The sequence below is a fragment of the Bacillus sp. K7 genome (genome assembly GCF_053903245.1).
In genome coordinates this window covers 3,224,113-3,249,075 of record NZ_CP096406.1, presented here as the reverse complement: position 1 = coordinate 3,249,075, position 24,963 = coordinate 3,224,113, and the positions used below count along the sequence as shown (strand labels likewise).

The 24,963-nt window shown below is 44.9% G+C and carries 26 protein-coding genes and 1 tRNA gene; 15 read left to right on the top strand and 12 right to left on the bottom strand.

Annotated elements, in window-relative coordinates; translation table 11 throughout:
* The first annotated feature begins 111 nt into the window (after window positions 1-111).
* From M1D98_RS16650 to M1D98_RS16635, 4 genes are all read left to right on the top strand, one after another.
* Window positions 112-825, top strand: a complete 714-nt coding sequence (locus tag M1D98_RS16650) for a response regulator transcription factor (protein ID WP_268525978.1) — start codon at window positions 112-114, stop codon at window positions 823-825.
* Window positions 819-1,889, top strand: a complete 1,071-nt coding sequence (locus M1D98_RS16645; protein WP_268550763.1) for a HAMP domain-containing histidine kinase — start codon at window positions 819-821, stop codon at window positions 1,887-1,889. The genes M1D98_RS16650 and M1D98_RS16645 overlap by 7 nt, the downstream gene beginning before the upstream one ends.
* 82 nt (window positions 1,890-1,971) lie before the next feature.
* On the top strand, window positions 1,972-2,751 hold the full coding sequence (gene psdA / locus M1D98_RS16640; RefSeq protein WP_010328699.1) for a lantibiotic ABC transporter ATP-binding protein PsdA: 780 nt from the start codon (window positions 1,972-1,974) through the stop codon (window positions 2,749-2,751).
* The gene (locus tag M1D98_RS16635; RefSeq protein WP_456279752.1) at window positions 2,726-4,672 is read left to right on the top strand and encodes an ABC transporter permease; all 1,947 of its coding nucleotides are present in this window, start codon (window positions 2,726-2,728) and stop codon (window positions 4,670-4,672) included. Before psdA ends, M1D98_RS16635 begins: the two co-directional genes overlap by 26 nt.
* Before the next feature lie 33 nt (window positions 4,673-4,705).
* Here M1D98_RS16635 and M1D98_RS16630 read toward each other — a convergent pair whose 3' ends face one another.
* Entirely contained in the window at window positions 4,706-5,683 is a 978-nt protein-coding gene (locus M1D98_RS16630; RefSeq protein WP_121643345.1) for a 2-hydroxyacid dehydrogenase, read from the bottom strand.
* Window positions 5,684-6,086: 403 nt separating this feature from the next.
* Here M1D98_RS16630 and M1D98_RS16625 point away from each other — a divergent pair, with 403 nt between their 5' ends.
* Both M1D98_RS16625 and M1D98_RS16620 read left to right on the top strand, forming a co-directional pair.
* On the top strand, window positions 6,087-6,671 hold the full coding sequence (locus M1D98_RS16625; RefSeq protein ID WP_010328696.1) for a beta-class carbonic anhydrase: 585 nt from the start codon (window positions 6,087-6,089) through the stop codon (window positions 6,669-6,671).
* Between the two features lie 17 nt (window positions 6,672-6,688).
* Window positions 6,689-8,290: a SulP family inorganic anion transporter gene (locus M1D98_RS16620; RefSeq protein ID WP_010328695.1), complete on the top strand. Its 1,602-nt coding sequence runs from the start codon at window positions 6,689-6,691 to the stop codon at window positions 8,288-8,290.
* 26 nt (window positions 8,291-8,316) lie between these two features.
* Here the strand turns inward: M1D98_RS16620 and M1D98_RS16615 are convergent, their stop codons facing one another.
* Window positions 8,317-8,637, bottom strand: coding sequence for a MazG nucleotide pyrophosphohydrolase domain-containing protein (locus M1D98_RS16615; protein WP_010328694.1), 321 nt, complete (start codon window positions 8,635-8,637; stop codon window positions 8,317-8,319).
* Window positions 8,638-8,752: 115 nt separating this feature from the next.
* Between M1D98_RS16615 and M1D98_RS16610 the strand changes: the two genes are divergently transcribed.
* On the top strand, window positions 8,753-9,328 hold the full coding sequence (locus M1D98_RS16610) for an LOG family protein (protein WP_010328693.1): 576 nt from the start codon (window positions 8,753-8,755) through the stop codon (window positions 9,326-9,328).
* 48 nt (window positions 9,329-9,376) lie between these two features.
* Here M1D98_RS16610 and clpP read toward each other — a convergent pair whose 3' ends face one another.
* On the bottom strand, window positions 9,377-9,973 hold the full coding sequence (clpP, locus tag M1D98_RS16605) for an ATP-dependent Clp endopeptidase proteolytic subunit ClpP (RefSeq protein ID WP_003219849.1): 597 nt from the start codon (window positions 9,971-9,973) through the stop codon (window positions 9,377-9,379).
* 269 nt (window positions 9,974-10,242) lie between these two features.
* Here clpP and M1D98_RS16600 point away from each other — a divergent pair.
* Window positions 10,243-10,318 (top strand) — tRNA-Arg (locus tag M1D98_RS16600).
* A 152-nt stretch (window positions 10,319-10,470) separates the two neighbouring features.
* Window positions 10,471-10,986: a DUF3231 family protein gene (locus M1D98_RS16595; protein WP_010328692.1), complete on the top strand. Its 516-nt coding sequence runs from the start codon at window positions 10,471-10,473 to the stop codon at window positions 10,984-10,986.
* 276 nt (window positions 10,987-11,262) lie between these two features.
* On the opposite strand, the gene M1D98_RS16590 is transcribed toward M1D98_RS16595, so the two are convergent.
* From M1D98_RS16590 to sacB, 6 genes are all read right to left on the bottom strand, one after another.
* Window positions 11,263-11,583, bottom strand: a complete 321-nt coding sequence (locus tag M1D98_RS16590) for a DMT family transporter (RefSeq protein WP_010328691.1) — start codon at window positions 11,581-11,583, stop codon at window positions 11,263-11,265.
* The gene (locus tag M1D98_RS16585) at window positions 11,583-11,918 is read right to left on the bottom strand and encodes a DMT family transporter (RefSeq protein WP_456279751.1); all 336 of its coding nucleotides are present in this window, start codon (window positions 11,916-11,918) and stop codon (window positions 11,583-11,585) included. The genes M1D98_RS16590 and M1D98_RS16585 overlap by 1 nt, the downstream gene beginning before the upstream one ends.
* Window positions 11,919-11,997: 79 nt before the next feature.
* Window positions 11,998-12,582: a TetR family transcriptional regulator gene (locus tag M1D98_RS16580; RefSeq protein ID WP_010328689.1), complete on the bottom strand. Its 585-nt coding sequence runs from the start codon at window positions 12,580-12,582 to the stop codon at window positions 11,998-12,000.
* Between the two features lie 94 nt (window positions 12,583-12,676).
* Window positions 12,677-14,239, bottom strand: a complete 1,563-nt coding sequence (aspP, locus tag M1D98_RS16575; protein WP_121643341.1) for an aspartate/proton symporter AspP — start codon at window positions 14,237-14,239, stop codon at window positions 12,677-12,679.
* Between the two features lie 107 nt (window positions 14,240-14,346).
* Window positions 14,347-15,900 (bottom strand): glycoside hydrolase family 32 protein, encoded by a 1,554-nt coding sequence (locus M1D98_RS16570; RefSeq protein WP_456279750.1) that lies wholly within the window; start codon window positions 15,898-15,900, stop codon window positions 14,347-14,349.
* Between the two features lie 76 nt (window positions 15,901-15,976).
* Window positions 15,977-17,398: a levansucrase gene (sacB, locus tag M1D98_RS16565; RefSeq protein ID WP_121643339.1), complete on the bottom strand. Its 1,422-nt coding sequence runs from the start codon at window positions 17,396-17,398 to the stop codon at window positions 15,977-15,979.
* A gap of 522 nt (window positions 17,399-17,920) precedes the next feature.
* Between sacB and M1D98_RS16560 the strand changes: the two genes are divergently transcribed.
* From M1D98_RS16560 to padC, 4 genes are all read left to right on the top strand, one after another.
* Complete coding sequence (locus tag M1D98_RS16560; protein WP_456279749.1) at window positions 17,921-19,276, top strand: serine hydrolase; 1,356 nt, start codon at window positions 17,921-17,923, stop codon at window positions 19,274-19,276.
* Window positions 19,277-19,301: 25 nt separating this feature from the next.
* Entirely contained in the window at window positions 19,302-19,985 is a 684-nt protein-coding gene (locus M1D98_RS16555) for an aspartate/glutamate racemase family protein (protein ID WP_010328684.1), read from the top strand.
* Window positions 19,986-20,107: 122 nt separating this feature from the next.
* Complete coding sequence (locus M1D98_RS16550) at window positions 20,108-20,563, top strand: DUF3237 domain-containing protein (protein ID WP_026014456.1); 456 nt, start codon at window positions 20,108-20,110, stop codon at window positions 20,561-20,563.
* A gap of 21 nt (window positions 20,564-20,584) precedes the next feature.
* On the top strand, window positions 20,585-21,067 hold the full coding sequence (gene padC / locus M1D98_RS16545) for a phenolic acid decarboxylase (RefSeq protein ID WP_010328682.1): 483 nt from the start codon (window positions 20,585-20,587) through the stop codon (window positions 21,065-21,067).
* A 28-nt stretch (window positions 21,068-21,095) separates the two neighbouring features.
* Here the strand turns inward: padC and M1D98_RS16540 are convergent, their stop codons facing one another.
* The 3 genes from M1D98_RS16540 to slrR form a co-directional block, all read right to left on the bottom strand.
* Window positions 21,096-21,287: a hypothetical protein gene (locus M1D98_RS16540; protein WP_456279748.1), complete on the bottom strand. Its 192-nt coding sequence runs from the start codon at window positions 21,285-21,287 to the stop codon at window positions 21,096-21,098.
* Window positions 21,288-21,289: 2 nt separating this feature from the next.
* A complete protein-coding gene (locus tag M1D98_RS16535; RefSeq protein ID WP_456279747.1) occupies window positions 21,290-22,756 on the bottom strand; it encodes a carboxylesterase/lipase family protein in 1,467 nt (488 codons plus the stop codon).
* A gap of 74 nt (window positions 22,757-22,830) precedes the next feature.
* Window positions 22,831-23,289 carry an HTH-type transcriptional regulator SlrR gene (gene slrR / locus M1D98_RS16530; RefSeq protein ID WP_456279746.1) on the bottom strand — a complete coding sequence of 153 codons (459 nt, stop codon included), beginning with the start codon at window positions 23,287-23,289 and terminating at the stop codon, window positions 22,831-22,833.
* A gap of 245 nt (window positions 23,290-23,534) precedes the next feature.
* Between slrR and M1D98_RS16525 the strand changes: the two genes are divergently transcribed.
* Together M1D98_RS16525 and epsB are read left to right on the top strand one after the other, a co-directional pair.
* A complete protein-coding gene (locus M1D98_RS16525; protein WP_121643336.1) occupies window positions 23,535-24,239 on the top strand; it encodes a YveK family protein in 705 nt (234 codons plus the stop codon).
* Window positions 24,240-24,244: 5 nt separating this feature from the next.
* Window positions 24,245-24,928 (top strand): protein tyrosine kinase EpsB, encoded by a 684-nt coding sequence (gene epsB, locus M1D98_RS16520; protein ID WP_121643335.1) that lies wholly within the window; start codon window positions 24,245-24,247, stop codon window positions 24,926-24,928.
* The last annotated feature ends 35 nt before the right edge of the window (window positions 24,929-24,963 follow it).

Sequence of the window (24,963 nt, the reverse complement as noted above, 5' to 3'; positions counted from 1 at the left end):
CATTCTATCATAACGTATGGAAAAAGACCATTTGCGATTCTGCCACATGCTATAATGAATTTTGGAATCTTCTAGAAAAGTCATCGCGACATACATGTAAGGGGGATAAACGTGTATCGGATTTTGCTTGTGGAAGATGATGACCGGATTGCTTCTTTGCTGGGCGGACATCTTCAAAAATACGGATATGAAGTGAAAATAGCTGAACAGCTGAATGATATAAAATATGAATTTATAGAAATGAAACCGGATCTTGTCCTGCTTGATATCAATCTTCCTTTTTTTGACGGGTTTTATTGGTGCAGGCAAATCCGTACCATTTCCAATGCGCCGATTATCTTTATATCGGCACGAACCGATGAGATGAACCAGGTCATGGCGATAGAAAATGGGGGGGATGATTATATCACGAAACCATTCCATCTAGAGGTAGTGTTGGCCAAGATCAAAAGCGTCCTCCGCCGCACGTATGGTGAATACTCGCCTTCTTTGTCACAGGAATCAAGAATAGTGGAGGTTGGCGGGCTCACGATTTATCCTGATCAGAATGAGGCGGAGTGGAACAGCACCCGCATTTTGTTTTCACAAAAAGAATTCCAGCTCTTATCCATTTTCTTGAAAAAACATAAAAAAATCGTCTCCCGTGATGAATTATTGGAGGCGTTATGGGATGATGTTGATTTTGTCGATGATAATACGTTAACGGTCAATGTCAATCGGCTGCGGAGAAAACTGGAAAATGCCGGACTGAAAAATTGCATTACAACGATCAGGGGACAAGGCTATCAATTTCAAGTCAATCGGAAGGGTGAACCGGAGTGTTAAAGACTTATCTCATTGACCGCTTAGCTATTATTTTATTTTCATTATTAGGGATAGGGACCGCCATGCTGATTGCGTATTTAAGCATCATAGAGAGCGGCGCAGAGCCTCCCGCAGAAAATATGATGTACATATGGATTTTGCCCGGTGTTCTTTTAGCCGCCGGTTTTGCCGCTGATTATGTTCGGCAGTTTTCCTTTCTCACTTATGTCAAAAAGCTTGCGGAACAAGCGCCTTCTTCGAATGACATCGGCCAGTCTTTGAAAGCCCGAAAGCCAAGAACTCGAGAGCAGGCGCTTTGGACGAACATGATCAACGCACTCGGTCGGCAATACGAAGGCAGGCTCTCACACTATACGAATCAGCAAAAACAGCATTATACCTTCACCAATCAATGGGTTCACCATATGAAAACACCGGTTTCTGTCATTTCCTTAATGATTCAAGAAGGAAAAAACGGGACCGCTTCTTCTTTTCCAACGTTTTTAGAGGAGCTGGAAGATGAAAATGAGAGATTTCGCCATGGGCTTGATATGATGCTGCAGACGGCCCGGCTGGAGGAATTTGCGTTTGATGTAAGGCCGCAAACTTTCGATTTAAATGAGCTTGTCCGTTCACTTATTAACCAGGAAAAACGGCAGTTTATCAAACGGCGCCTTTTCCCAACATTACATGTGCCGCCAAACCCCGTTCAGATTTCGAGCGACCAAAAATGGCTTTCTTTTGTTGTCGGGCAGATCCTTTATAATGCCTTGAAATATTCAAGGCAAGGGGTGGGAGACCATATTACAATCCGGATAGAAACAGTGGGCCATGAAACGCGCCTGTCGGTTGCTGATGAAGGCATTGGTATACCGCCGCAGGATCTGCCGCGGATTTTTGACGCGTTTTTTACCGGGGAAAACGGAAGAAGCATGAAAGAGGCAACGGGAATGGGTCTTTATTTAGCAAAACAAGTGTGCAGCCGGCTTGGCCATCAGCTGTATGCAGAATCAGAACAAGGGACGGGCACTGTGATGACCATCGTGTTTTCAAGTGACACCCTAGTGAATGTGACAGCTTTGTAAGATTGGAGAGCGGAATTGCAAGAAAGTTCGATGGGAGGCTGCCGACTTCCTTTTTATAATAAAGAAAAAGGAGGAGCAGAACATGAATGTGCTACAAACAACGAACCTGTCGAAAACGTACTATTCAAATAAAGGAACAATATCGTATCAAGCGCTCAGCGACTTTGATCTTAGCGTGGCGAAAGGAGAATTTGTCGGAATTATGGGGCCGTCGGGAAGCGGAAAAACCACGCTTCTGAATGTGCTGGCTACCATTGATAAGCCGACCCAGGGTGAGATGATGATTAACGGCATTCAGCCGAAAACGTTAAAGGATCAGGAGCTGGCTCTGTTTCGCAGAAGAGAACTCGGCTTTGTCTTTCAGGACTTTAATCTGCTTGATACGCTGACCGTTCGGGAAAATATCCTGCTGCCGCTCGCACTGGATAAGGTAAAGCTGAGAGAAATGGAAGCCCGTTTGGATGAATTGGCTGATGCATTGCAAATCAAGCATATTCTCGACCATCGGACTTATGAGGTGTCGGGCGGGCAGCAGCAGCGCGCAGCATGTGCCAGAGCCATTATACACAATCCGGCGCTCATTCTAGCCGATGAGCCGACTGGCAACCTTGATTCAAAATCGGCAAAGCAAGTGATGAACACACTGGCTCAGCTGAATGAAGAAAAGGAAGCGACGATTCTACTGGTCACACATGATGCAACAGCGGCGAGCTTCTGTAAACGGATTGTCTTTATTAAGGATGGCCGTTTCTTTTCAGAGATTCACAGAGGAACAAATCAGCAGGTGTTTTATCAAAGTATATTGGATACCTTGAGCGTGTTGGGAGGCGATTTTCATGAATTTGAGAACCATCGCCCGTAAAAACATACTTGGGAACCTGCAGCGATATGTCGCCTATTTTTTAAGCTGTGTGTTTGCCGTTTCGGTGTTTTTTATCTTCACATCTTTCATTTTTCATCCGGATGTCAATGAAGACAATATATATGGCGGAAGCCTTGTCAAAACGTGCTTGAGCGCGGCTCTTGTCGTCATCATTGTGTTTTGTATATTTTTTATCTCCTATTCGAATTCGGCGTTTTTGCAGGCGAGAAAGAAAGAGTTTGGGCTGCTGACACTGTTCGGAACATCAAGACAGCAGCTCCGCAAGATGATTTATTATGAGCAGTCTCTGATCTCTCTTGCGGCGATTGCTGCTGGCATTGGAGCGGGGCTGTTATGTTCAAAGCTGTTTTTCATGATCATGACATGGATGCTCAGCGTGAAGGTTCCGATATCGTTTGTCATTGTGCCGAAAGCGTTTGTGATGACGGCTGCGGGCTTTCTCATCCTGTTTCAGGCATTGCTCATTTTTTCGCTGGCACGGATTCGAAAGCTTGAAATCATTGAGTTGATGAAATCGGCCCAAAAGCCGAAAAGCTTGCCGGCCTATTCGAAATGGCTCACTGTGCTGTCCTTGTTATGTCTCGCTGGCGGTTATTATCTGTCTGCCACTGCTAATGCGATTGATATGGTATTTCGTGTTTTTCCGATTTTGATTCTCGTGTTAATCGGGACGTATTTCTTTTTTACACAAAGCGGTGTTGCATTTTTCCGCATGCTGTACAGAAAAAAACACAGTTTCTATAAAGGCACGAATATCATTGTCCGTTCCAATATGATCTTTCGGCTGAAGGATCACGCCCGCATGTTGTTTTTAACGTCTGTCATAACAGCGGTCATACTTACAGCTACAGGTGTCATCTATATGTTTTATGCAGATTTGCAAAGGCAGGAGGAGCAAAGCATTCCTCAGGCTGTTGCATGGGTGGAAAAAGACGCTTCCCATTTTCAGGTGATGGAGCCTGCAAGAGCGGAGAGCACACTGAGAAAAGCGGGTGCTAAAATCAAGTATAAAGTAAATGCGACAGGGATTCCTGTCACTTTTCAATCAGACCTGCCGTATAAAAACAAGAAAACGGAAGCGAAAGCCTTGCTGATTTCAGAGAAAATCTATAATCAAGTCGCAAAGGAAAAAGGTTTACCTGTTATTCATTTGCAAGAAAATGAAGCGTTTATCAATGTTCCGTTTCAGATGATGGTGAAAGATACATTTGGAGAAGGGGAAACAGCAGCATTTCAGATGAAGTCAGGAAAAACACTTTCCTATGTCATGAAAAAGCAGCAAAACAAAGGGATATTGATGTCAGTTGGTGGAGTCAGCCGTTTATTGGTCGTCAGCGAAAAGAGCTTTGCCAGCCTGTCACAGGATGTGCCGCTGAAGCAGCAGATGCGAGTAGTCGGTTACGAGCTTGAGCATTGGCAGGAGACGGTGGATGTCTCTAAAAAACTTGAAAACATGGTGCCGAAAGAACATGTATCTGATTTTCAAACACGTGCCCCCAGTTATCAGATTGTAAAGCAGGCCGTGGCATTAACGCTGTTTATAGGAATGTTTGTCAGTGTGCTGTTTTTTGTCGTGCAAGGAAGCATGCTGTATTTGCGGATGTTTACGGAAATAGAGGATACGAGGGTACAGGTGTTGGCATTAAAGAGGATAGGAATTACGGACAAAGAGATTCATGCCATTCTAGGAAAACAAATGGGGTTTTTGTTCTTCATCCCATTTATTGCGGGTACCATTCATGCAGGATTTGCGTATGCGGCGTTAAGCAATATGCTGTCTTCAAACTTATTTCTGGAGGCCGTACTGGTCATCTTCGTTTATTTTGTGTTTCAGGCGGTATATTATCTTGTCACCCGCCACATCTATAAGCGTGCCGTTCTGCAGCATATCCCATTTTAACACCCGGTCTGTATCAGACCGGATGTTTTTTTATTATTGAAATTCTTTTGTGAGATGTTTCGGTGTTTGCCCTTGGAGGGCTGCGATCATGTTTTCGGCAGCCTGTTTGCACATGTTGAAGCGCACTTTTGCTGTTGCGGAACCGATATGAGGAAGCAGCGTGACGTTATCTAGCTGTAAGAGCGGATTATCTTGTGTGACAGGCTCTTTATCGTATACATCTAGGCCGGCTCCCCTAATCCAGCCTTCCTGAAGGGCGCGAATCAATGCTTTTTCATCAACTGTCTTTCCCCGGGAAATATTGACGAAAATTGCTGAGTTCTTCATCATCTTAAATTCGCGTTCTCCTATCATGTGATACGTTTCATCAGTCAGCGGCGTAATGAGCAGAATAAAATCAGACTGTTCGAGCAATGTATCAAGCTCAGCGTACTTGACGCCGATGCTGTCTTCCGTTTCTTGTTTGCGATGGCGGTTATGATAAAGCACTTCCATATCGAAGCCGAATTTGGCGCGTTTTGCGGCTTGTTCACCGATTCTGCCCATCCCGATAATGCCTAATGTCTGATGATGAACATCAATGCCGAAAAGCGCTTCCTCATCAACTGTTCCCCATTTTCCGGATCTGACGAATCGGTCCAGTTCAGCAACACGTCTGGCGGAAGATAGAATCAGAGAAAAGGCCAAGTCCGCAACTGTGTCATCCAGTGTATAAGGTGTATGAGTGCCGGCGACACCTCTTTCTTTCATGGCTTCTATATCGAAGTTATCATAGCCTACGGATTGGTTGCTGACCACCTTGAGGTTTGGCGCATGTTCAAGCAATTCACGATTGATTGACGGCCCGGACGTTCCTGACGTTAAAAGCCCTTCTGCTTCTTTTAATTTCTCAAATAGCACGTCATTTGGAAGCGTATCCTCCCTCCATATTTCATAACGGCAATGTTCACCGATGAATGATTCAATCTCTTCAGGAATCGGTTTAGTGATGAATACAAATGGTTTCAACAAGGCTCCCCCTTTATGGCTGTTGTCTATTTTATTATATCGGAAATAAATATTTGTTAAAATGATAGCTGTGTTCAATTTAATTTCTGGTTCTTTTGAACTTAAAATGAATCTGAAAACTGGGTAAACAGTTAAAATTGCTTAAAAAAGTTTTTTAATTATCTGAATTCACCTATATTTTTTGTCAGACAAACCACGATTATGCGAGCTGAATCCAGACTATAGGATTCAATAAATATAAATTTTATTATCTTTGAAAGATATAAATGTGTATGTTTTGTTTCTACCGTCCATTTATAGTGTCTTTTTTTGAAAGCCGTTTCACTTCGTGTTCCTATGCTATAATTCCTTACTGTAAGCTGGGTAAGAAGGCTTGCAATATCATATGGATGGGAGATGAATCAAAATGGTTTCTTTAACATCAATTTTGGAACACAATCAGCGGTTTGTCAGAGAGAGGAAGTATGAACCGTACAAAACGACAAAATTTCCTTCAAAAAAGCTCGTCATTGTCACCTGTATGGATACACGGCTCACCGAACTTCTTCCGCAAGCAATGGGACTGAAAAACGGCGATGCTAAAATTGTAAAAAACGCGGGAGCCATCGTTTCTCACCCATTTGGAAGCGTGATGCGCAGCATACTGGTGGCAATTTATGAACTGCAGGCTCAAGAGGTGTGCATTGTCGGCCACCATGAATGCGGGATGTCTGGACTGAATGCGTCCTCGATTCTCGAGAAAGCAAAGGAACGCGGAGTGGAAGAGAGCTGCCTGAATTTGCTGGCGAGCGCCGGACTTGATTTGAAAACATGGCTGACCGGTTTTCACAGCGTAGAAGAAAGCGTTTCCCACAGTGTGAATTTGATCAAGAACCATCCGCTGCTGCCGAAACAGGTGCCGGTTCACGGTCTTGTCATTCACCCTGAAACAGGAAAACTTGATGTGGTCATTAACGGTTATGAAACTGAGCTCATAAACACTCAATCATAAGGGGGTTATAGCAAAATATGCGATTCTCAGGGAGATTCAAGGACTATAATTTGCAGAAATTTCAGAAAGACTTGATTGCAGGTATCGTAGTAGGTGTCGTGGCAATTCCTTTAGGGATGGCGTTTGCCATTGCCTCGGGAGTTCAGCCTGAATACGGGCTGTACACTGTTGTTGTGGCGGGGATTTGTATTTCTTTGTTTGGGGGCTCCAAATATCAAATTGGCGGTCCTACAGGCGCCTTTGTCCCGATTCTATTTGGCATTGTGATGCAGTATGGCTTTGAGAACCTGTTGATCGCAGGGTTTATGGCGGGAGTGATGCTGGTGCTGTTCGGGCTGTTTAAGCTCGGAAAAATAATGAAATTCGTGCCGAAACCTGTTATCGTCGGTTTTACAGCCGGGATTGCCGTGCTGATCTTTACAGAGCAAATCGCTAACTTTCTTGGTTTGAGTCATGTTGAGAAACATGAAAATTTTCATCACAATATGTTTGAAATTGCACAGAACCTTGGCACCTTTAACGTGTATGCCATTTTGACAGCGGTGATTGGGCTCGTCATTTTGCTTGTATCCGCGAAAGTGATGCCGAAAGTGCCCGGCGCTTTATTGGCGCTTCTTATTTCGACATTGGTCGCGGTTGTCTTTTTCCCTGACCGCATGGCAACGATCGGATCAACGTATGGAGAAATTCCCCGTCATTTGCCGGAATTTCAGTTTCCTGAGCTGACATTGGATAAAATGGTGATGCTGTTTCCGGCGGCGCTTGTCATCGCGCTTCTTGGCGGCCTTGAGTCGATTTTGTCCGCGATGGTCGCTGATAACATGAAGGGCTCAAAGCATGACAGCAATAAGGAGCTTGTCGGCCAGGGGATTGCGAATATGGCTGCGCCGCTGTTCGGTGGAATCCCGGCTACGGGAGCGATCGCCAGAACGGCGACCAATATTAAAAACGGAGCGGTTTCGCCTGTTTCCGGCGTCGTTCACGGTGTAGTCGTTCTTCTTGTCCTGCTCGTATTCGCGCCTTATGCATCGCATGTGCCGCTTGCCAGTATGGCGCCGATCCTCATGGTCGTCGCATGGAATATGAGTGAGCGCAAGGAGGTCGCGAATATGCTGAGACTGAAGACCGCTGATTCCTTTATTTTGGCGGCGACCTTTGCGCTAACGGTTCTGTTTGATTTAATCGTCGGTGTGGCAACCGGCTTGCTCCTCGCATTTGTGTTCTTCATCAGAAGAATGAGCGAAGCGACCCGCATCCACAATCAGGAATCGCATCCTGTTTTGGCGAATGCGGCAAAGAGAGAAGACCCGTCTGTCAGCATGTATACTATAGAAGGGCCGCTGTTTTTTGGGTCCATTGATTCGCTTGAATCTTCACTGCTGGAGCATGTGCAGAAAAAGCCGAAGACCCTTATTCTGCACATGAATAAGGTGCACTACATGGATACGTCGGCTGAAGCAGTGCTTGGGAACATTATGAACCGAATTAAACGCCACAACGGAAAGCTGATGATTGTAGGATTGCAGTCGCAGCCGAAGGAGCTGCTGCATAAAACAGGCCTGTTTCACAAAATAGGAAAACAGCATTTCTTTGATCATCATGATGAAATCACAGGTTAAAAAAAGCGGCCATTGCGGCCGCTTTTTCATGCATGCTCAAAACGTTTGGTCAGTTTTTCTTGGTGGGTTTTGATGATCTCTTCTAAGGAGACATCGTACATATCAGCAAGGATGGCAATATTTCCAATGACATCTCCCATTTCCTCAATCAATTCTTGTTTTTGCTCAGCACGTGTCGACTCTTTCTCATCAGGCCGGTCTCTCCCGATTTCATATGCTCTGACAGCACGGGCCAGTTCACCGGCTTCCTCCATTAAAAAGCCGACTCGAATAAACGGTCCGTACTCTGTCCAGCCTCTTTTTTCGTAAAATTCCTTCATCCATTTCTCCGCATCAGCCAGCTGCACCATCATCACTCCGCATTCTTTATGTATTTCATATTGATATTATCACATGAAGATGGGACAATATATAGTGTATTTTTGAATGTCTGGCACGATATATAGATACGGAGATGAAAAAATGAAAACCATTTGTGTATTTGCGGGGTCAAACCCGGGGGGAAATGAAGCGTATAAACGAAAAGCGGAAGAGCTTGGCGCCTACATGGCTGAGCAGGGAATCGGCCTTGTCTATGGGGGCTCCCGCGTAGGCTTGATGGGCGCGATTGCTGACGCAATAATGGAAAACGGCGGGACTGCGATCGGGGTCATGCCGAGCGGTTTGTTCAGCGGGGAGGTTGTCCATCAAAACCTGACTGAGCTGATTGAAGTAAACGGGATGCATGAACGGAAAGCCAAAATGAGCGAGCTGGCTGACGGTTTTATCGCCATGCCGGGCGGTTTCGGTACATATGAAGAATTGTTTGAAGTGCTTTGCTGGGCACAGATCGGCATCCACAAAAAGCCGATCGGACTGTACAATGTCAACGGATATTTTGAACCGATGATGAAAATGATCAAATACAGCATTCAAGAAGGGTTTTCTAACGACTCGCACCTTAAGCTGATCCACAGCTCTTCACGGCCGGATGAGTTAATTGAGCAAATGCAGAACTACTCGTATCCGATTTTAGAGAAAAAGTGGACGGAAATCTAAAAGTAATGAAAAAACCTGCAAGAGACATAGCTCTTGCAGGTTACAGTATTACTTTTGCTCTTCTGTGTTGCGAGTCAGAATTTTATCAATCAAGCCGTATTCGAGCGCTTCTTCAGCAGACTTGAAGTTATCGCGGTCTGTGTCGCGTTCGATCACTTCAAGCGGCTGGCCAGTACGCTCAGCAAGAACTTTGTTTAATTTGTCGCGAAGCAAGAGAATGCGTTTCGCGGCAATTTCAATTTCTGTCGCCTGACCTTGCGCACCGCCAAGCGGCTGGTGAATCATGACTTCACTGTTTGGTAGCGCATAGCGTTTGCCTTTTTCTCCGGCAGCAAGCAGGAACGCGCCCATTGATGCAGCCATACCGATACAAATGGTAGATACCTTCGGCTTAATAAACTGCATGGTATCATAGATCGCCATACCGGCTGTAATTGAGCCGCCCGGGCTGTTGATGTAAATAGAAATATCTTTTTCAGGGTCTTCCGCTTCTAAGAATAAAAGCTGTGACACGATGGAGTTCGCAACGTTGTCATCAATCGCAGATCCAAGCATGATGATACGATCCTTCAATAGACGAGAATAAATGTCATACGCTCTTTCCCCGCGGTTCGTTTGTTCAATGACTGTAGGTATTAAATTCATAATGCTCCTCCTTCACCTTTTAGGTAAGTATGTAGTTACATGATACATTTTTGGTCAATAAAGGTCAAACAAAAAGCTGGCTTGACACGCAAAGTCTTCTCTTTTTCCCATTTTCCCCAAAAATACAAGGGTTCAAACCATCGTATGCCAGATTGCCAAATAAGATGATGTGATAGATGAAAAAACGGTCTGCTGAAATAGAGGGTTGTTATTTGGATGAACTTATCGTATAATGGGTTGTGCTGACGTTCTCATTACGCAGTCCATATGCGCTCGTAGCTCAGTTGGATAGAGCGGTGGTTTCCGGTACCACGTCTGTCGGGGGTTCGAATCCCTCCGAGCGCGTCCAATAGAACAGCAGAAAGACAAGGGTTTGGCATTTTGCCGCTCTTGTCTTTTTTGTTTGATGTTAAAATTTTTCTCTTCGATACATATATTTTCCTCCTGCTGGGCACGTTAGAGATGTGCGATATTGACATTTGCAAGGAGGATGAAATATGGGTATTTTAAGCGGAAATCCGCAAGAGGAACCGATGCATTATGGTGAGGTTTTCAGCTTGTGGAGTTATGTGATGGCAGGCAACAAAATGATCGGCAATTACCAGATGTTATTGCATCATGTCGGTGATGACGATTTGAAAAAACTGCTTCGTGAGTCCATTGAAAAGTGCCAAGATGAAGTGAAACAAGTCAGCAGCATCCTGAAGGAAAACGGGGTGGCGCTCCCGCCGGCTTCTCCTGAACCGCCGGCTGCGGATCTGAATGATATTCCGCCGGGTGCGCGGTTTCTCGATCCGGATGTGGCAGTCTCATCAGCAGCGCAAAATGCCGCAGGGCTAGTGACATGCAGCAAAATCATGGGAGAGTCAATTCGCGAGGATATTGCCATGATGTTTGGGCAGTTCCATATCTCTAAAGCGGCAACCGGTGCAAAATACTTAAGGCTGCTAAAAAATAAAGGCTGGCTCATCCCGCCGCCGCTTCATCTTCACAACCATCAAGACGAGGCTTAATGGCAAGGGCATATACAGTTGTATATGCCTCAGCGTGTCGACAAACCCTCGCATTCGTTGTCAGGCCTGGCGCGTCGGTGCTCACGAATGACGAAAGGAACGGCGGCTAAATGCTTAAGCGTCCTGCCTAAACGCCGCCGTCATCATATCCTGTGAAAGTCTGCTCCGATGCTCGTCCTTCCTAGACTTCAAGGGTTTTCAATCACGCTGAAAAGATGACAAAATCCTAAAACGAAACAACAATCTGGGGCATATACAGTTGTATATGCCTTTATTTTATGATGAAGACGTAAGACGCAGGCCGATGACACCGGCAAGGATAAGGCCAAGACAAATCAGCTGTGAAAGCTGAAAACGTTCCTTAAACCAGATAAAGCCGACTGCAGATACGCCAATGCTGCCAATGCCGGTCCAGACGGCATAAGCGACTCCAGCAGGCAGGATCTGCATCGCTTGTGAAAGGCAGTAAAAGGATAAGCCAAATCCAACAGTCATTACTATGATCGGCCACTTTTTTCTTGTTCCATCTATATATTTCATGGCGACGGCAGCTATAATTTCTTCTATGCCGGCAACGACTAATAAAAACCATGCCATTACGAGTCACCTCCCGACTGTGTTTTGCTTTCTTTCGTGAAGAGCTTCATTCCTAAAATGCCGGCCAGCAATAAAGCTAAAAAGAACATTTGCGCTGCTGAGAAGGATTCGCCCAAAACAAAGCCGGTGATATATGTTCCGACGGTTCCGATTCCGACAAATACAGTGTACGCCGCGGCCATGGGGATTTTTCGATAAGAGCGGATCAACAGCATAAAGCTGATCGCGATCAAAATCAAAATCATGATCCAATCCAAAAGCGAATCGGCATGTTTGAGGGAAGAGGCCCAAACCACTTCTAAAAGTCCTGCAATCAAAACAAGCACCCAGTTCAAAATAAACACCTCTCATTTTATGAATGAACGTCAGTCATTTTTATGTCAGTAAAAAATGAGCGGTATTACCAGTCATTTTTTACACTGTGGCTAAGCTCCGTTTTAAGAAAGTAAAGATTTCTTTTTTAGTCACTTCAATATTCTCATCTTGTTCAAATCCGATATAGAACCGTTCGGCTGTATTCTCGACCAAGTTGATAATCGTTCTGGCCGTCCATTTTGCATTGATTCCTTCCGTTACCTCGCGGCTTTCCATTGCCTTATGGATGACTTTTTCGAGCCAGGAATAATAAGGCTGATAGATCGTCTCCCATTTTTCCATGGAGTGGTCGATCGCAAGCCCGGAGTAACAGAGAACGATAATATCCTTATGGCGTTCGGTAATGAGAAATGTCTCATCAATTAATATATCTAAAACGGTCCAAAAATCCTCGTCTCCATGCAGCCTTCCTTTGATTTGGTCCAGCGTATGGGTGAGAAGATTTTCTGCGATTGCCGGGATGAGGGCATTTTTAGATGAGAAATACAAATAGAACGTTCCTTGGGCAGTGCCGGCCTTTTTGACAATATCTGATATAGAGGCCTTGTCGAGACCTTTTTCAGAAATCACGTCAATGGCAGCCTGCAGAATTTTTTCATATTTGCCCGATGTATGTTTTGGCATAAGGAATCCCTCCATTACTGACTGACTTTCATTCATTTTATCGCCGGTTTAATTGTTTGTAAAGAATAAAGAAGCAAGAAAACCTCTTGCTTCTTTATTGATCATAATCAATGGCGGCTTTCGGGAGCCCGGTATACTTTGCCCAGTAGTAAATCGCAATTGAGCCGATGGCGACCAAAATAAGGTCGACGGGATTGCTGATGATGCCTAAACCGTGTCCGAAAGAACCGATGTAGGAAAAGGCCAGCATCATGATATAAAACCCGATCAGCCACCAGGCAGATTTCAGCTGCTGGGCAAGACTGACATCTTCTTGAGGCGCATATTTGCTGAAAAAGAGATAAACCAAAAACATGATGAGCTGTGAACCGATCAGCCAAGAAACGGTCGTCCATCCTGACCAGTACACGATAAAGGCCGTGAAGATAAAGGAAAGCGGCCCGATAATGCTCATTCCTCTTAAATAAAACGGCCTGTTCAAGTCCTTCGCATTCACCCTGAGCGCTGCTGAGCAAATGGGTGCGATCGCATAGGAAAGGATGAGTGCGACAGAACAGACATTGACGAGCGCGTTCCACGAAGGGAAGGGGAGCGTCCAGAAAATCGACATGGCAAACGATAGCCAGAGTGAAGCGCGTGGTGTTCCCGTTTCTTTATTGACCTTTGAAAATATGCGAAATAATGTGCCGTTCCGCGCCCAGGCGTAAACAAGGCGAGACGTCGTATTCATAAAAATATTCCCGTTTCCACCCGGTGACAAAATAGCGTCTAAAATGACAAGCGTTGCAAGCCAGCCCAAACCGAGCATGACCGCAATATCTTTAAACGGCAATGAAAACTCCCGTCCGATTGCAGGCCAGCCGTTTTTAAGCGTTTCTGTCGGGATTGCGCCAATAAAAGTGACTTGCAAAACAGTATAAATGATGGTGGAAACGATGATGCAAACGATTAAAGCGATCGGGATGTTGCGTTTTGGATTTCGCACTTCGCCTGCAACAGCCACAATCGGGTGCAGGCCCAGGTACGCAAACATCACGCCCCCTGTCGATATCGCAGCCTGAATACCTGTAAAACCAAACGGCGCAAATCCTTCAACAGATAAATTTTGTGCGTTAAAATGAAAGATCAGCACGATAATGATCGTAATCGGGACAATATATTTAAAAATCGATATGATGAAATTTGCCTTAGCGAAAGTTTTGACACTCCAATAATTCAGGAGAAAAAACAAGCATAGCAAGGCAAATTGCAAAAGCCAGCCTGCAATGGTCGGTGAATCAGAGCCTTCTTTGGTCAGGCCGGGAAACCAATAGGCCACGTATTGCCGGACTGCCGTGACTTCAATCGAAATCAGGCTTGTATAAGCGACAATTGTGACAAATGAAATTAAATAACCGACAAGGTGGCCATGTGAATAAACGGGGTATCGAATGATGCCTCCGGTACGGGGCAGAGCGGCTCCGAGTTCAGCGTACACGAGCCCGATTAACAGAATGATGGCTCCGCCGATGATCCAGGAAAAAGCGCCGGAGGGCCCCGCTTTTGAGGCGACATTGCTGACAGCGAACAGCCACGCTGACCCAAAGATTGCCCCCATCCCAATCAAAATCAGATCAAACAGTGACATTGATTTTTGAAAATTTCCTTGTTTAGACATCCGCTTCCTCCTTTGCAACCAGCCTTATATTCCTTACAATGCCCAATATGCAGGAGAGAATACCGCTCTCATCAAAAAACAGATGCAGCACGGGCTGCATCTGTTTTTTATTTATGAATCGTATCCAAATGTTTCACCGTTATCTCTTTAAATGAAGCTGTGCCGCCTTCAGAATAAAGGGTAATGCCTTTATCTTCAGGTCTCGGGAACACTTGATTTGAAAAAACGGTTTTTCCATCGCCGACAAATACTTCTATCGTTGTTTTATCGACGAGAATTTTTAAATGGGTCTTCTGTTTGCTTACATCGAAAGGTGCCTTGCTTTCGACATAGGTATTGCTTTTGTCAGGCTGATTTGCAGCCGCTGCTCTGTTGACATATGCATAGCCGTCTTCGGCGAAAATGCCGACATCAATATGGCGTTTTTGGTCTTCCGACTCTCTCAGCCTGACGCCTGCGTTCTTTAGCTCTGACCAAGAAAGATCCATATCAAGCTGGTACGTATCAGCAGTGATCGACAGTGTTTTTGATCCGCTCACATCCTGATCCTCTATGTGGTCAGTTGAAACAGTCAGCTGCTCTAAAGCTTCGATCGGCTGTGAGACGAGACTGTATGTGCCGTCCTGCTCATGCAGCCGGAGTTCACGTATAACAGAATCTGTGCCATTAAACCCATTCTTCATTGTCGGTGTGTTGTTGGCGTAATCCCAATTGTTCATCCAGGCAAGCGCATACCGCTTTTCTAATGGATCTGTGCTTTTGCCGTCTTCGAACGTCACGCCGCCGTACCAGTCAAAGCCGTAGTCAAGCCATTGCGGTTCAGTCTGATCCGCTGTAAATTCTTTTCCGTCAAAGCTTCCAGTCCAGTAAGCGTACGTATTTGGTTTGCCCCATGGTTTACCGTTCGCGCTGGCACCGAGAACCCACTTATTGGTGCCGTCACTTGCCCGCATCATGTAGAGGTCAGGACATTCCACAATGCCCGCTTGCTCTGGAAAAAATCCGCTTGTGTAATGCCAGTTTTTTAGGTTATCGGATTCATAAAAGCCGATTTTTGTCCCTTCAGCCATGGCCATGACCCATTTGTTATGCTGGTCATCCCATATGACTTTCGGGTCTCTGAAGTCGTCTGTGCCGGGATTAGGCATAACGGGGTTATCACGATAGGACTTGAATGATTTTCCTTTGTCTGTGCTGTACCACAAATGTTGCTCCTGTTTTTTGTCTTTGGCAGAAGGCTGTGTCACAATCGCGACCAGCGCATTTTTCCCGAATCCTGCTGTGTTATTTTTATCGATCACAACAGAACCGGACCAAATATCGCCGTCCGGGTTTGTATATTTCGGAATCGCCACGCCTTCATCGGTCCAGTGCAGCAAATCCTCTGAAACGGCATGGCGCCATTCTGTGCCGTTTCCGTTTGGGTAATCCTGATTATAAAGATAGAAATAATGGTATTGTCCATCAAAATAGATTGGTTTTTGAGGATCATTTTTCCACTTGTCCGGCGTTGTAAAATGATATGCCGCCCGGTAGTCCGGTTTCTGTGTTGATTTTGTTTTTTTGACAGGTTCTTCGTTTGGCAATAAGTCGATAAACAGCAATATTCCTGCAAAGATGAGGAAGACGGTTAGCCATTTGCCTGCTTTTTTATAGTTCATATGGGATTCACCTTTATGATGGAAATAAGAAATAAAAGAAAATGCCAATAGGATATCGGCATTTTCTTTCGCGTTTTTATTTGTTAACGGTTAATTGTCCTTGTTCAAGGATGCTGTCTTTTACAACAGATGTTTTCTTGCCTTTGATGTTCAAGAGGAAGCTTGGCGCAAACGTTGCTTGTTTGTCAGCAAAGAAACCTCTGTTTGTCATGTAGCTTGTAATGACGACATTGTTTCCTTTAGCTTGAGGCACAGCGAAGTGTGAGTAAGTAAAGGTCACATCGTTAGGATCAAGATCCATTTTTAACACAAGGCCTGTTTTGTTTAGCGGCTTGTATGGGCCTGTTAAGGAATTAGAAACATAACCAAGCATATAAATGTCATTAGATGTAATGCCGTCGATTGTCATTTTTGATCCGCGGGAGTCAGTGAACAGGTACCATTTGCCATTCATTTTAAAGACGTTCGCGCGTTCAATCTCATCTGTAACTGTGTTAGATGCAATCAGCGGTTTCATCACTTTTTTCAGTGTATAGTCATCGTTTAGCTCAATCATGCCGAGTGCGCCGTTAGCTAATTCAGCTGTGCGTTTTTTATCGCTTTGCAGAAGCTTTTTACTTTCTTGACGGAAGAATGATGTGCTTTTGCCGTAGTACGCTTTGTTAAATAAAGATTCTTCGCCTTGGTAACCGTTGTCAGTTCCAGTGTTCGCTTCAAATACTAAGTATTTGCGGCCTTTATCTTCCACGTAGTGCGGATCTCTCAGCGTATGGTTATCACCGGAGCTGTAGTTGCCTTCATCGATGAACTGCTGTACATTTTGATACGTTTTGCCGTCACCGTCAAAGATTGATTTATAATCTTCTACACCGTCGATATTCAGAGAGCTGTCTGACGTTGATACGTTAACCTGTGCAGTTGTCAGTGTTTGTTTGCCGTAATGTTTACCAGAAAAGTCAGTGTAGAACAAACGAATGTGACCGTCAGATGTGAATGTCGCTGAACCAGACCATTCTTGTGTTTGGTCTTTCAGGATTGAATCATTTGCATCGAATTTGTCGCTGTCTTTGAAGACGCGGCCCGCGTTTTTCCAGCTGTCAATAGACGTTTCGCCGACTTTTTGATAGAACATGTAAATCGATGTGTCATCCGCATCTTTAGGGTCTCCCGCTAACGCAAAGACAATGTGGTAGCCGTGATAGTTTGCGACTGTGCCGTCAGCGTTTTGCAATGGCCAGCTGTCCCAAACGTCCAGGCCTTTTGCAGAAGAGATATTTTTAATTGTGGATGGATCAAATTCAGGCACTTGATATTTTTCATTTTTTTGCTGTTCAGGAATTTTCAGCATGTCATGGCGTGTAATATGGGTAATGCCGTACGTTTCCTTATACGGTTTTTGGTTCGTTTCTTTCGCAAACGCTTGAGTCGCGCCTCCTGCCAGCAGTGCAGTTGTAAAGGTTAATGCTGTCGCTTGTTTTGCAAACTTTTTGATGTTCATCGTTCATGTCTCCTTTTTGATGTACTGTGTTAGCGGTTTGCTTCTTCCGGCCCTCCTGTTGAAGATGGCAAGTCAGTTACCTCAATAAAAAAAGACCTAAAATATGTAAGGGTGACGCCAAAGAATACACTTTGCCCTTTACACATTTTAGGTCTTGCCTGCTTTATCAGTAACAAACCTGCGTAATTTACTTTTCGACATCATTCTATTAGACTCTCGTTTAGATTACAACAGGCCTATTTTCCTCTTTTGTTTGATAGAAAAATGAGAAAAGACCTTCACGGATATGAGTCGGATAGACTAATAGGTGTTGGGGAAAGCTCTTTTCTTTTCAGGAAGATCGGCTGTTTTAGAGACTGGTTGCATGGGTTGAATTAGGGGGCTTCGGCTTCAGCTTCAGCGATTGTGAAACGGGTTCAGGATGCAGGCCACTATCACTCTTTCGGAATTAATTTTCTCATATTTTTCAAATTTTTGAAACATAGAAGGGGAAATATCGTAGACATTATGGGAGGTGTAAAAATGAAGCAAGAAAAAAGGAAACATCTTGGCACATTATTCTCTGTGTTGGCGGAAAAACAGCAGTTCAACGGGACGGTTCTGGCCGCGGAGGACGGCGATATTTTATATCATCACTCTTTCGGTTATGCGGAACTGGCGGAAAAACGCCCTTTGCAAACCAGCTCTTTGTTTGAGTTAGCGTCTCTGTCAAAGCCTTTTACAGCTTTGGGGATTATATTGCTTGAGGAGAAAGGAATTGTTGGATATGAAGACAAAGTTGAGCGTTGGCTGCCGGGTTTTCCATATCAGGGCGTCACGATTCGGCATTTATTGAACCATACGTCAGGGCTGCCTGATTATTTTCAATGGTTTCTTGACAATTGGAACAAGCACAAGATTGCGGTGAATCAAGATGTTGTCGATATGCTGATGAATGAGGGGCTGCCTAGTGATTTTGAGCCGAACGAGGGCTGGCTGTACAGCAACACGGGGTATGTGCTGCTGGCGGTAATCATGGAAAAAGCCTCCGGCATGAGCTATTCGGATTTTATGAAAACACATATTTTCTCACCGCTCGGCATGAATGAAACGAGAGTGTATAATAGGAGGTTTTGGCCTGAGCAGATAGATCATTATGCATATGGATACGTGTATGATGTCCATTCCGAAACGTACGTCCTGCCTGATGATCTGGAAGAAACAAACTATGTTGTGTACCTCGATGGCATTCAGGGAGATGGGACGGTGAACGCTGTCACAAGCGATTTGTTTCGGTTTGATCAGGCTTTATATCAGGACAATTTCATCAGTAACGATTCTAAGGAAGCCGCATTTTCGCCGGTGCGCCTGAACAATGGTGAAACGGTTGATTACGGCTTTGGCTGGGTGCTGCAACACAGTCCTGAAAAAGGGCGTATTGTCAGCCACAGCGGAGGATGGCCTGGCTACTCGACGATGATGATCCGGTATATAGATCGGCATAAAACGTTGATCTATTTGAGTAACAAGGAAGAGGAGGCGGAATATGAACAAGCGATTTTGAAGGCGGCTGAACATATTTTATTTGGCCAGCCATATGAGATCCCGGAACGTCCTGCTGATAAAAAGAAAAAAGAAGTTGATCCGGCGATATACAGCCGCTATGTTGGCAGCTACTTGTTTCAGGATGGCACGGCCGCGCGGGTGACAGCCGAGAATGAAAAGCTTTATTTGCAGATCCCCGGACAGGTGAGGGTTGAATTGTTTCCTTCCTCGGAAACCCGTTTCTTTTTGAGGTCATTGTCTGTTGAAATCGAATTTTTGTTAGGTGATGATGCTGCGAAAAGCTTTATTCTCTATGAAGATGGAACAGAAGAAGAAGCGGTCCGTACGAATTAAAAAGAAAGAGAAAGGAATGAACGTGATGATCGGTATATTAGCCGGAATGGGGCCGAAATCGACCTCGCCATTTATTGATAAGGTGATTGATTACTGCCAAAAGCTGTATGGGGCTTCACATGATATCGACTTTCCGCACATGATGATTTATTCATGCCCGACCCCATTCTATACAGATCGTCCCATCGACCATGAGGAGATGAAAAGAGCAATTATCGATGGTGCGGTAAAGCTTGAGAAAACAGGCGTTGATTTTATCGCTCTTCCTTGTAACACGGCACATGTGTATTATGAAGAGGTTCAGCAGGCGTTGGCGGTTCCTTTGTTACATATCACCAAGGAAACGGTAAAAGAAATGCCGCACACTGCAAAAAAAGCGGCTGTTTTAGGAACAGAGTCAACCATCCAATCAGGTATCTATCAAAAAGGGCTGAAGGCAAACGGACAAGAAGTTGTTCACAAGGATCATTGGCAGCAGGCTGTAAATCAGCTCATCGCCGCAATCAAACAGCCGAATCATACGGAGCAGACACACGCGTTGTGGCAGAAGCTATACGCTGAAATCAGTCAGCATGCAGACATTATCATTTCAGCCTGCACGGATTTAAATGCGGTGCTAGATCATATTCAAAGTGAGATTCCGATTATCGATTCCTCCGACTGTCTTGCAAAAAGCACTGTCAGCACATATCTTTCCTATCAAAGGTAACAAGGACTGTCTACGAACAGCCCTTGTTTTTTTATGCTCCTATTGTTTGACAGCTACACGCAATAGTGTTAAATTAAACATGTAAATAGTTACATGATTTTTTCGGGATGCGAGGTATGCTGATGAATAAGCCGGTTTTAAAACAATTTGCCTCTTTAGAAATTAAGGTTGATCCGCCTATCACCATTGGTGAGACAGGCCTGGGACTGAGACGGTGGATTCCGATTCGTTCGGGAACCATAACCGGGAAAGTAAAAGGGCGTGTTTTGCCGGGCGGTGCCGATTCACAAATCATTCGCGCTGACGGCAGAACAGATTTGTCTGCCAGATATGTAATCGAAACAGCCGATCATGAACTGATTTATATTCAAAACAATGGAATACGGCAAGTCAGCGAGCCGTTTCGAAAACAAGCCGCAGCCGGAGAAATCATTGATCCGGAGCATGTTTATTTTCGTACGGTGCCGACATTTGAAACAGGCAGCGAAGCTTACCAATGGCTGCATGACCGCTTGTTTATCGGTTCCGCAGAAAGAACCCCTGATTGCGTTCGACTAGACATTTATGAAGTACAGTAAAGACTAAGGAGAGTGTGAAAGATGGAAAACTTTATCGGAAGCCACATGATTTACACGTATGAAAATGGATGGGAATACGAGATTTATATTAAAAACGACCATACAATCGATTATAGAATTCATAGCGGAATGGTTGCCGGACGTTGGGTTCGGGATCAGGAAGTCAATATTGTCAAACTGACAGAAGGCGTATATAAAGTGTCTTGGACAGAGCCGACAGGCACAGATGTTTCACTCAACTTTATGCCAAATGAAAAACGCATGCACGGCATTATTTTCTTCCCGAAATGGGTGCATGAACATCCTGAGATTACGGTCTGCTACCAAAATGACCACATTGACTTGATGAAAGAATCCCGCGAGAAATATGAAACGTATCCAAAATACGTTGTGCCTGAATTTGCGGAGATTACATTTCTGAAAAATGAGGGAGCCGACAATGAAGAAGTGATTTCGAAAGCTCCTTATGAAGGAATGACAGACGATATTCGCGCGGGTAAATGATAAAAACAGAAAAACCCGGAAAAGAGAGTTATTTCTCTTTTCCGGGTTTTCTTTTTGCTGAATATGCGGGAACCATAGCAATTCCCGTGAAAAACAGTACGATTCCAGTCCAGCGGATGGGCTGATAATAGGCTGTGTCCCGCCATAATTCGACTGCCGAAAAAATGATGATACATGCTGCCACAACGATGAAAGTGCCCGTGTATCCTATTTTCCCCATGTTTATTCTCCTTGTGAAGGGAATAGTTTTTGCCTTTTTGCAGATTCAGGATCGTTTTCAATCGTAATCTCTGAATCTAAAATCAGCGTCTTTCTTGCTTCTGCGTCGTACGCAGGCCATTTTACATTTTCAGTGCTTGGGTTTCCTGTTTTGGCGAACGCGATCCATGCTGATTGTATGGTATGAGAAAGCTGTTTCACCTCTTCCGTTATCTCCGCTTTTGTCATCTGTTCTAACCCGCCGAGATTTCCGAAAACGAAAGGAAGCTCTAATGCGTGAAACGCTTTATTGTACGGCGGCTTATCCGAGTGCCAGTCGAATCGGTACATCCAAACAGGCGCGTAATGGGACTGGGCGGAGGCATAGGCGACGGCCGGACGCCAAAATAGTAAATCAGTCATCATATGAATTTGACTTTCAAGCGAACGCGGATACAGATCGGCGACTTTCTTGGCCAGCGGCTGCCCTAATAAATACTCGAGCGCGGCATCAAGCGTTTCCTGAGAATGTACGTCTGAATCCGGGGTGAAAAATAAATAACCTTCATCGCGATTTGTTCCGATTAATAGCGGAATGCCGGCCGCAGCACCCTCTTCGATCGCTTTTTCTGGTTCAGCAGGCAGCGTTTTCGGATCAAGGGCGGGCTGGAAAAACAGTTGAAAGATATTTTCATTTTCTGCTTTCCGAAGCTGATCGGCCGCTTTAAGCAAATCTTCCGCTGATAGAGTATGCAATGTGCCCAATTGGCTCTCGTCAATCCCAAGGACTTGTAAAAAGGCGGCCGCGGTGCTTGCCGCTTTCTCTTTCGTCATTGTTCGGGAAGCGCCGCTTTCCATGATTGCTTTCTGGAAAAGGCCTTTTGCCGCAGGCATAGCGAGCAGCGCGGCAATGCTCATGCTGCCAGCCGATTCTCCAAAAACTGTTACGTTATCTGGATCACCGCCAAACGCTGAGATATTGTCCCGCACCCATTTCAGTGCGGCGGTTTGGTCCAACAGCCCAAGGTTATCAGAATACGCCTCATCAAACGAAGACAAATGTAAAAATCCAAACGGCCCAAGCCGATAGTTCAGTGTCACGACAATGACGTCTCCCCGCGCGGCAATGCTTGATCCATCATATAACGGCTCACTGCCCGCTCCGAGATAAAAAGCGCCCCCGTGAATCCACACCATGACAGGCAGGTTTTGGCTCTGGGTGTCAGGCGCGAAAACATTGACATACAGACAATCCTCAGACTGGCGAGGTGGCTCAGCATATGAAAGGGACAGCAGATCAGACGGCTGCGGGCAAATCGGGCCATAAGCTGTTGCGTCCAGTTCGTCCTCCCACGCTTCAGGCGGCTCCGGTGCTTTAAAACGCAACTGTCCGACAGGCGGCTTGGCATAGGGGACGCCTTTCCATATATGTACGCCGTTTTCTGTTGTGCCTTTTACTTTCCCGTATCGAGTTGTTACTGTTTTAGACATCGCACTCTCTCCCTTTTTCCCCCATTATAAACAAATTTGCCCTGAGAATGCGAACGTCAGCCCTTAGCCGATATTCATCTTCCCATCGTCTTGAAAAAGGATTTGACTTCCTGCACAGTCAAGCCGATTTCTCTTGCTTCCGCCATCAGCGCCTTCCATTCCTCTATATTGGATTCCGTCAGTTTACGGTTTCGGTTGGAAGCGGTTTCAGGCTGTTCTTTCTTGAGAATGTTCGTAAAAGTGAACAGCTCTTCCTTTTCCATCCCGGCTTGTACGGCTTGCACAAGATGCACGCGCCATTCTTCTTCACCGCCGCTGATTTTTTCGTACATCATTGTTTCTGCGTCGAATAATTCTGTTAATTCCACTTCCAGCGTGACGGAAATTTTCTTTAAAAATTGAACGGACGGATTTGAATGAACGCCTCTTTCAATCTTGCTTAAATAGGATTTAGATACACCTGACTCAACAGCCAGCTGATTAATAGAATAGCCTTTTCTTTTACGGTATAAACGGATAATTCTTCCAATCATGATATGAAATTCGCCTCTATTCCTGTCGTTATTTCGTTCATTATAAGGAATTATCCGTTCTTTATAAAATTTAAAATAATAAGGGAAGTGCAGTAAATAAGAGGAAAATCATGATTTTGTTCTCTAAAGAGAACTTATTGGCTTATTTTGCAATTTTTAAATAATATCGTTTTCTTTTATAATCCAATCATTAACAGAAAGGGGCGCGGGAAGCCAGCCGCGGGAAGGCTGAAGGCTATGAATACATGAATGAGAATATGAGTTTTAAAGAATTATATGCGATTGTCAGACACAGATTCGTGCTGATTCTGCTCATCACAATCGGCGTTACCGTTATGGCGGGTTTTGTGCAATTTAAGGTCATTTCACCGACCTACCAAGCATCGACACAAGTGCTGATTCATGAATCAGACGGTGAAGAAAACTCGAATCTCAGTGACATCCAGCGAAATCTTCAGTACAGCAGCACGTTCCAGTCAATTATGAAAAGCACGGCCTTGATGGAAAAGGTCAAGGCGGAGTTGCACCTTTCTGAATCAGCTTCATCACTGAAAGGAAAAGTGATGACAGGCAGTGAGAATGAATCAGAAATTATCACCGTGTCCGTCCAGGATCACGATCCGGCGAAAGCGGCTGAGATTGCGAACACGCTAGTGAACAAATTTGAAAAAGAAGTAGATGAAAGGATGAATATACAAGGCATACATATTTTATCAGAGGCGAAGGCTTCTGAAAGCCCGATGATCAAGCCGGCCCGGCTGCGAAACATGGTCATGGCTTTTGGCGCTGCTGTCATGGGCGGCATTACACTGGCATTTTTTCTGCATTTTCTCGATGATACGTGCAAAAGCGCACGCCAGCTCAGCGAGAGAACCGGATTGCCATGCTTAGGCTCCGTCCCTGATGTCCAAAAAGGGCGGAATCGCGGGCTAAAACATTTCGGGGAGTGAAGCGAGTGGTCTTTAGAAAAAAGAAAGCAAGACGAGGTTTGGCTCAAATATCCGTTTTACACAATAAATCAATTGTTGCGGAACAATACCGCACCATTCGGACAAACATTGAGTTTTCATCCGTCCAGACCAACTTGCGGTCTATCCTCGTCACCTCCTCTGTGCCTGGTGAAGGTAAATCGTTCAGTGCGGCGAATCTTGCGGCAGTCTTTGCGCAGCAGCAGGAAAAGAAAGTGTTGCTGGTGGATGCCGATTTAAGAAAGCCGACCATCAATCAGACATTCCAGGTTGAGAATATTACGGGGCTGACAAATGTGCTGGTTGGTAATGCTTCACTCAGTGAGACGGTGCAAAAGACGCCGATTGATAACTTATATGTGCTGACAAGCGGACCAACCCCGCCGAATCCGGCAGAATTGCTGTCTTCAAAAGCGATGGGTGACTTAATATCTGACATTTATGAACAATACAGCCTTGTCATTTTTGATTCCCCTCCGCTCTTGGCGGTTGCGGATGCTCAGATTTTAGCAAACCAGACAGACGGCAGCGTGCTCGTCGTTTTAAGCGGAAAAACGAAAACGGATACTGTCCTGAAAGCGAAGGATGCACTGGAACAATCCAACGCGAAGCTGTTAGGTGCACTTTTAAACAAAAAGAAAATGAAAAAGTCGGAACACTATTCCTACTAAATAGATGATAAAGGTGATGTCTCCTGACCTGTATC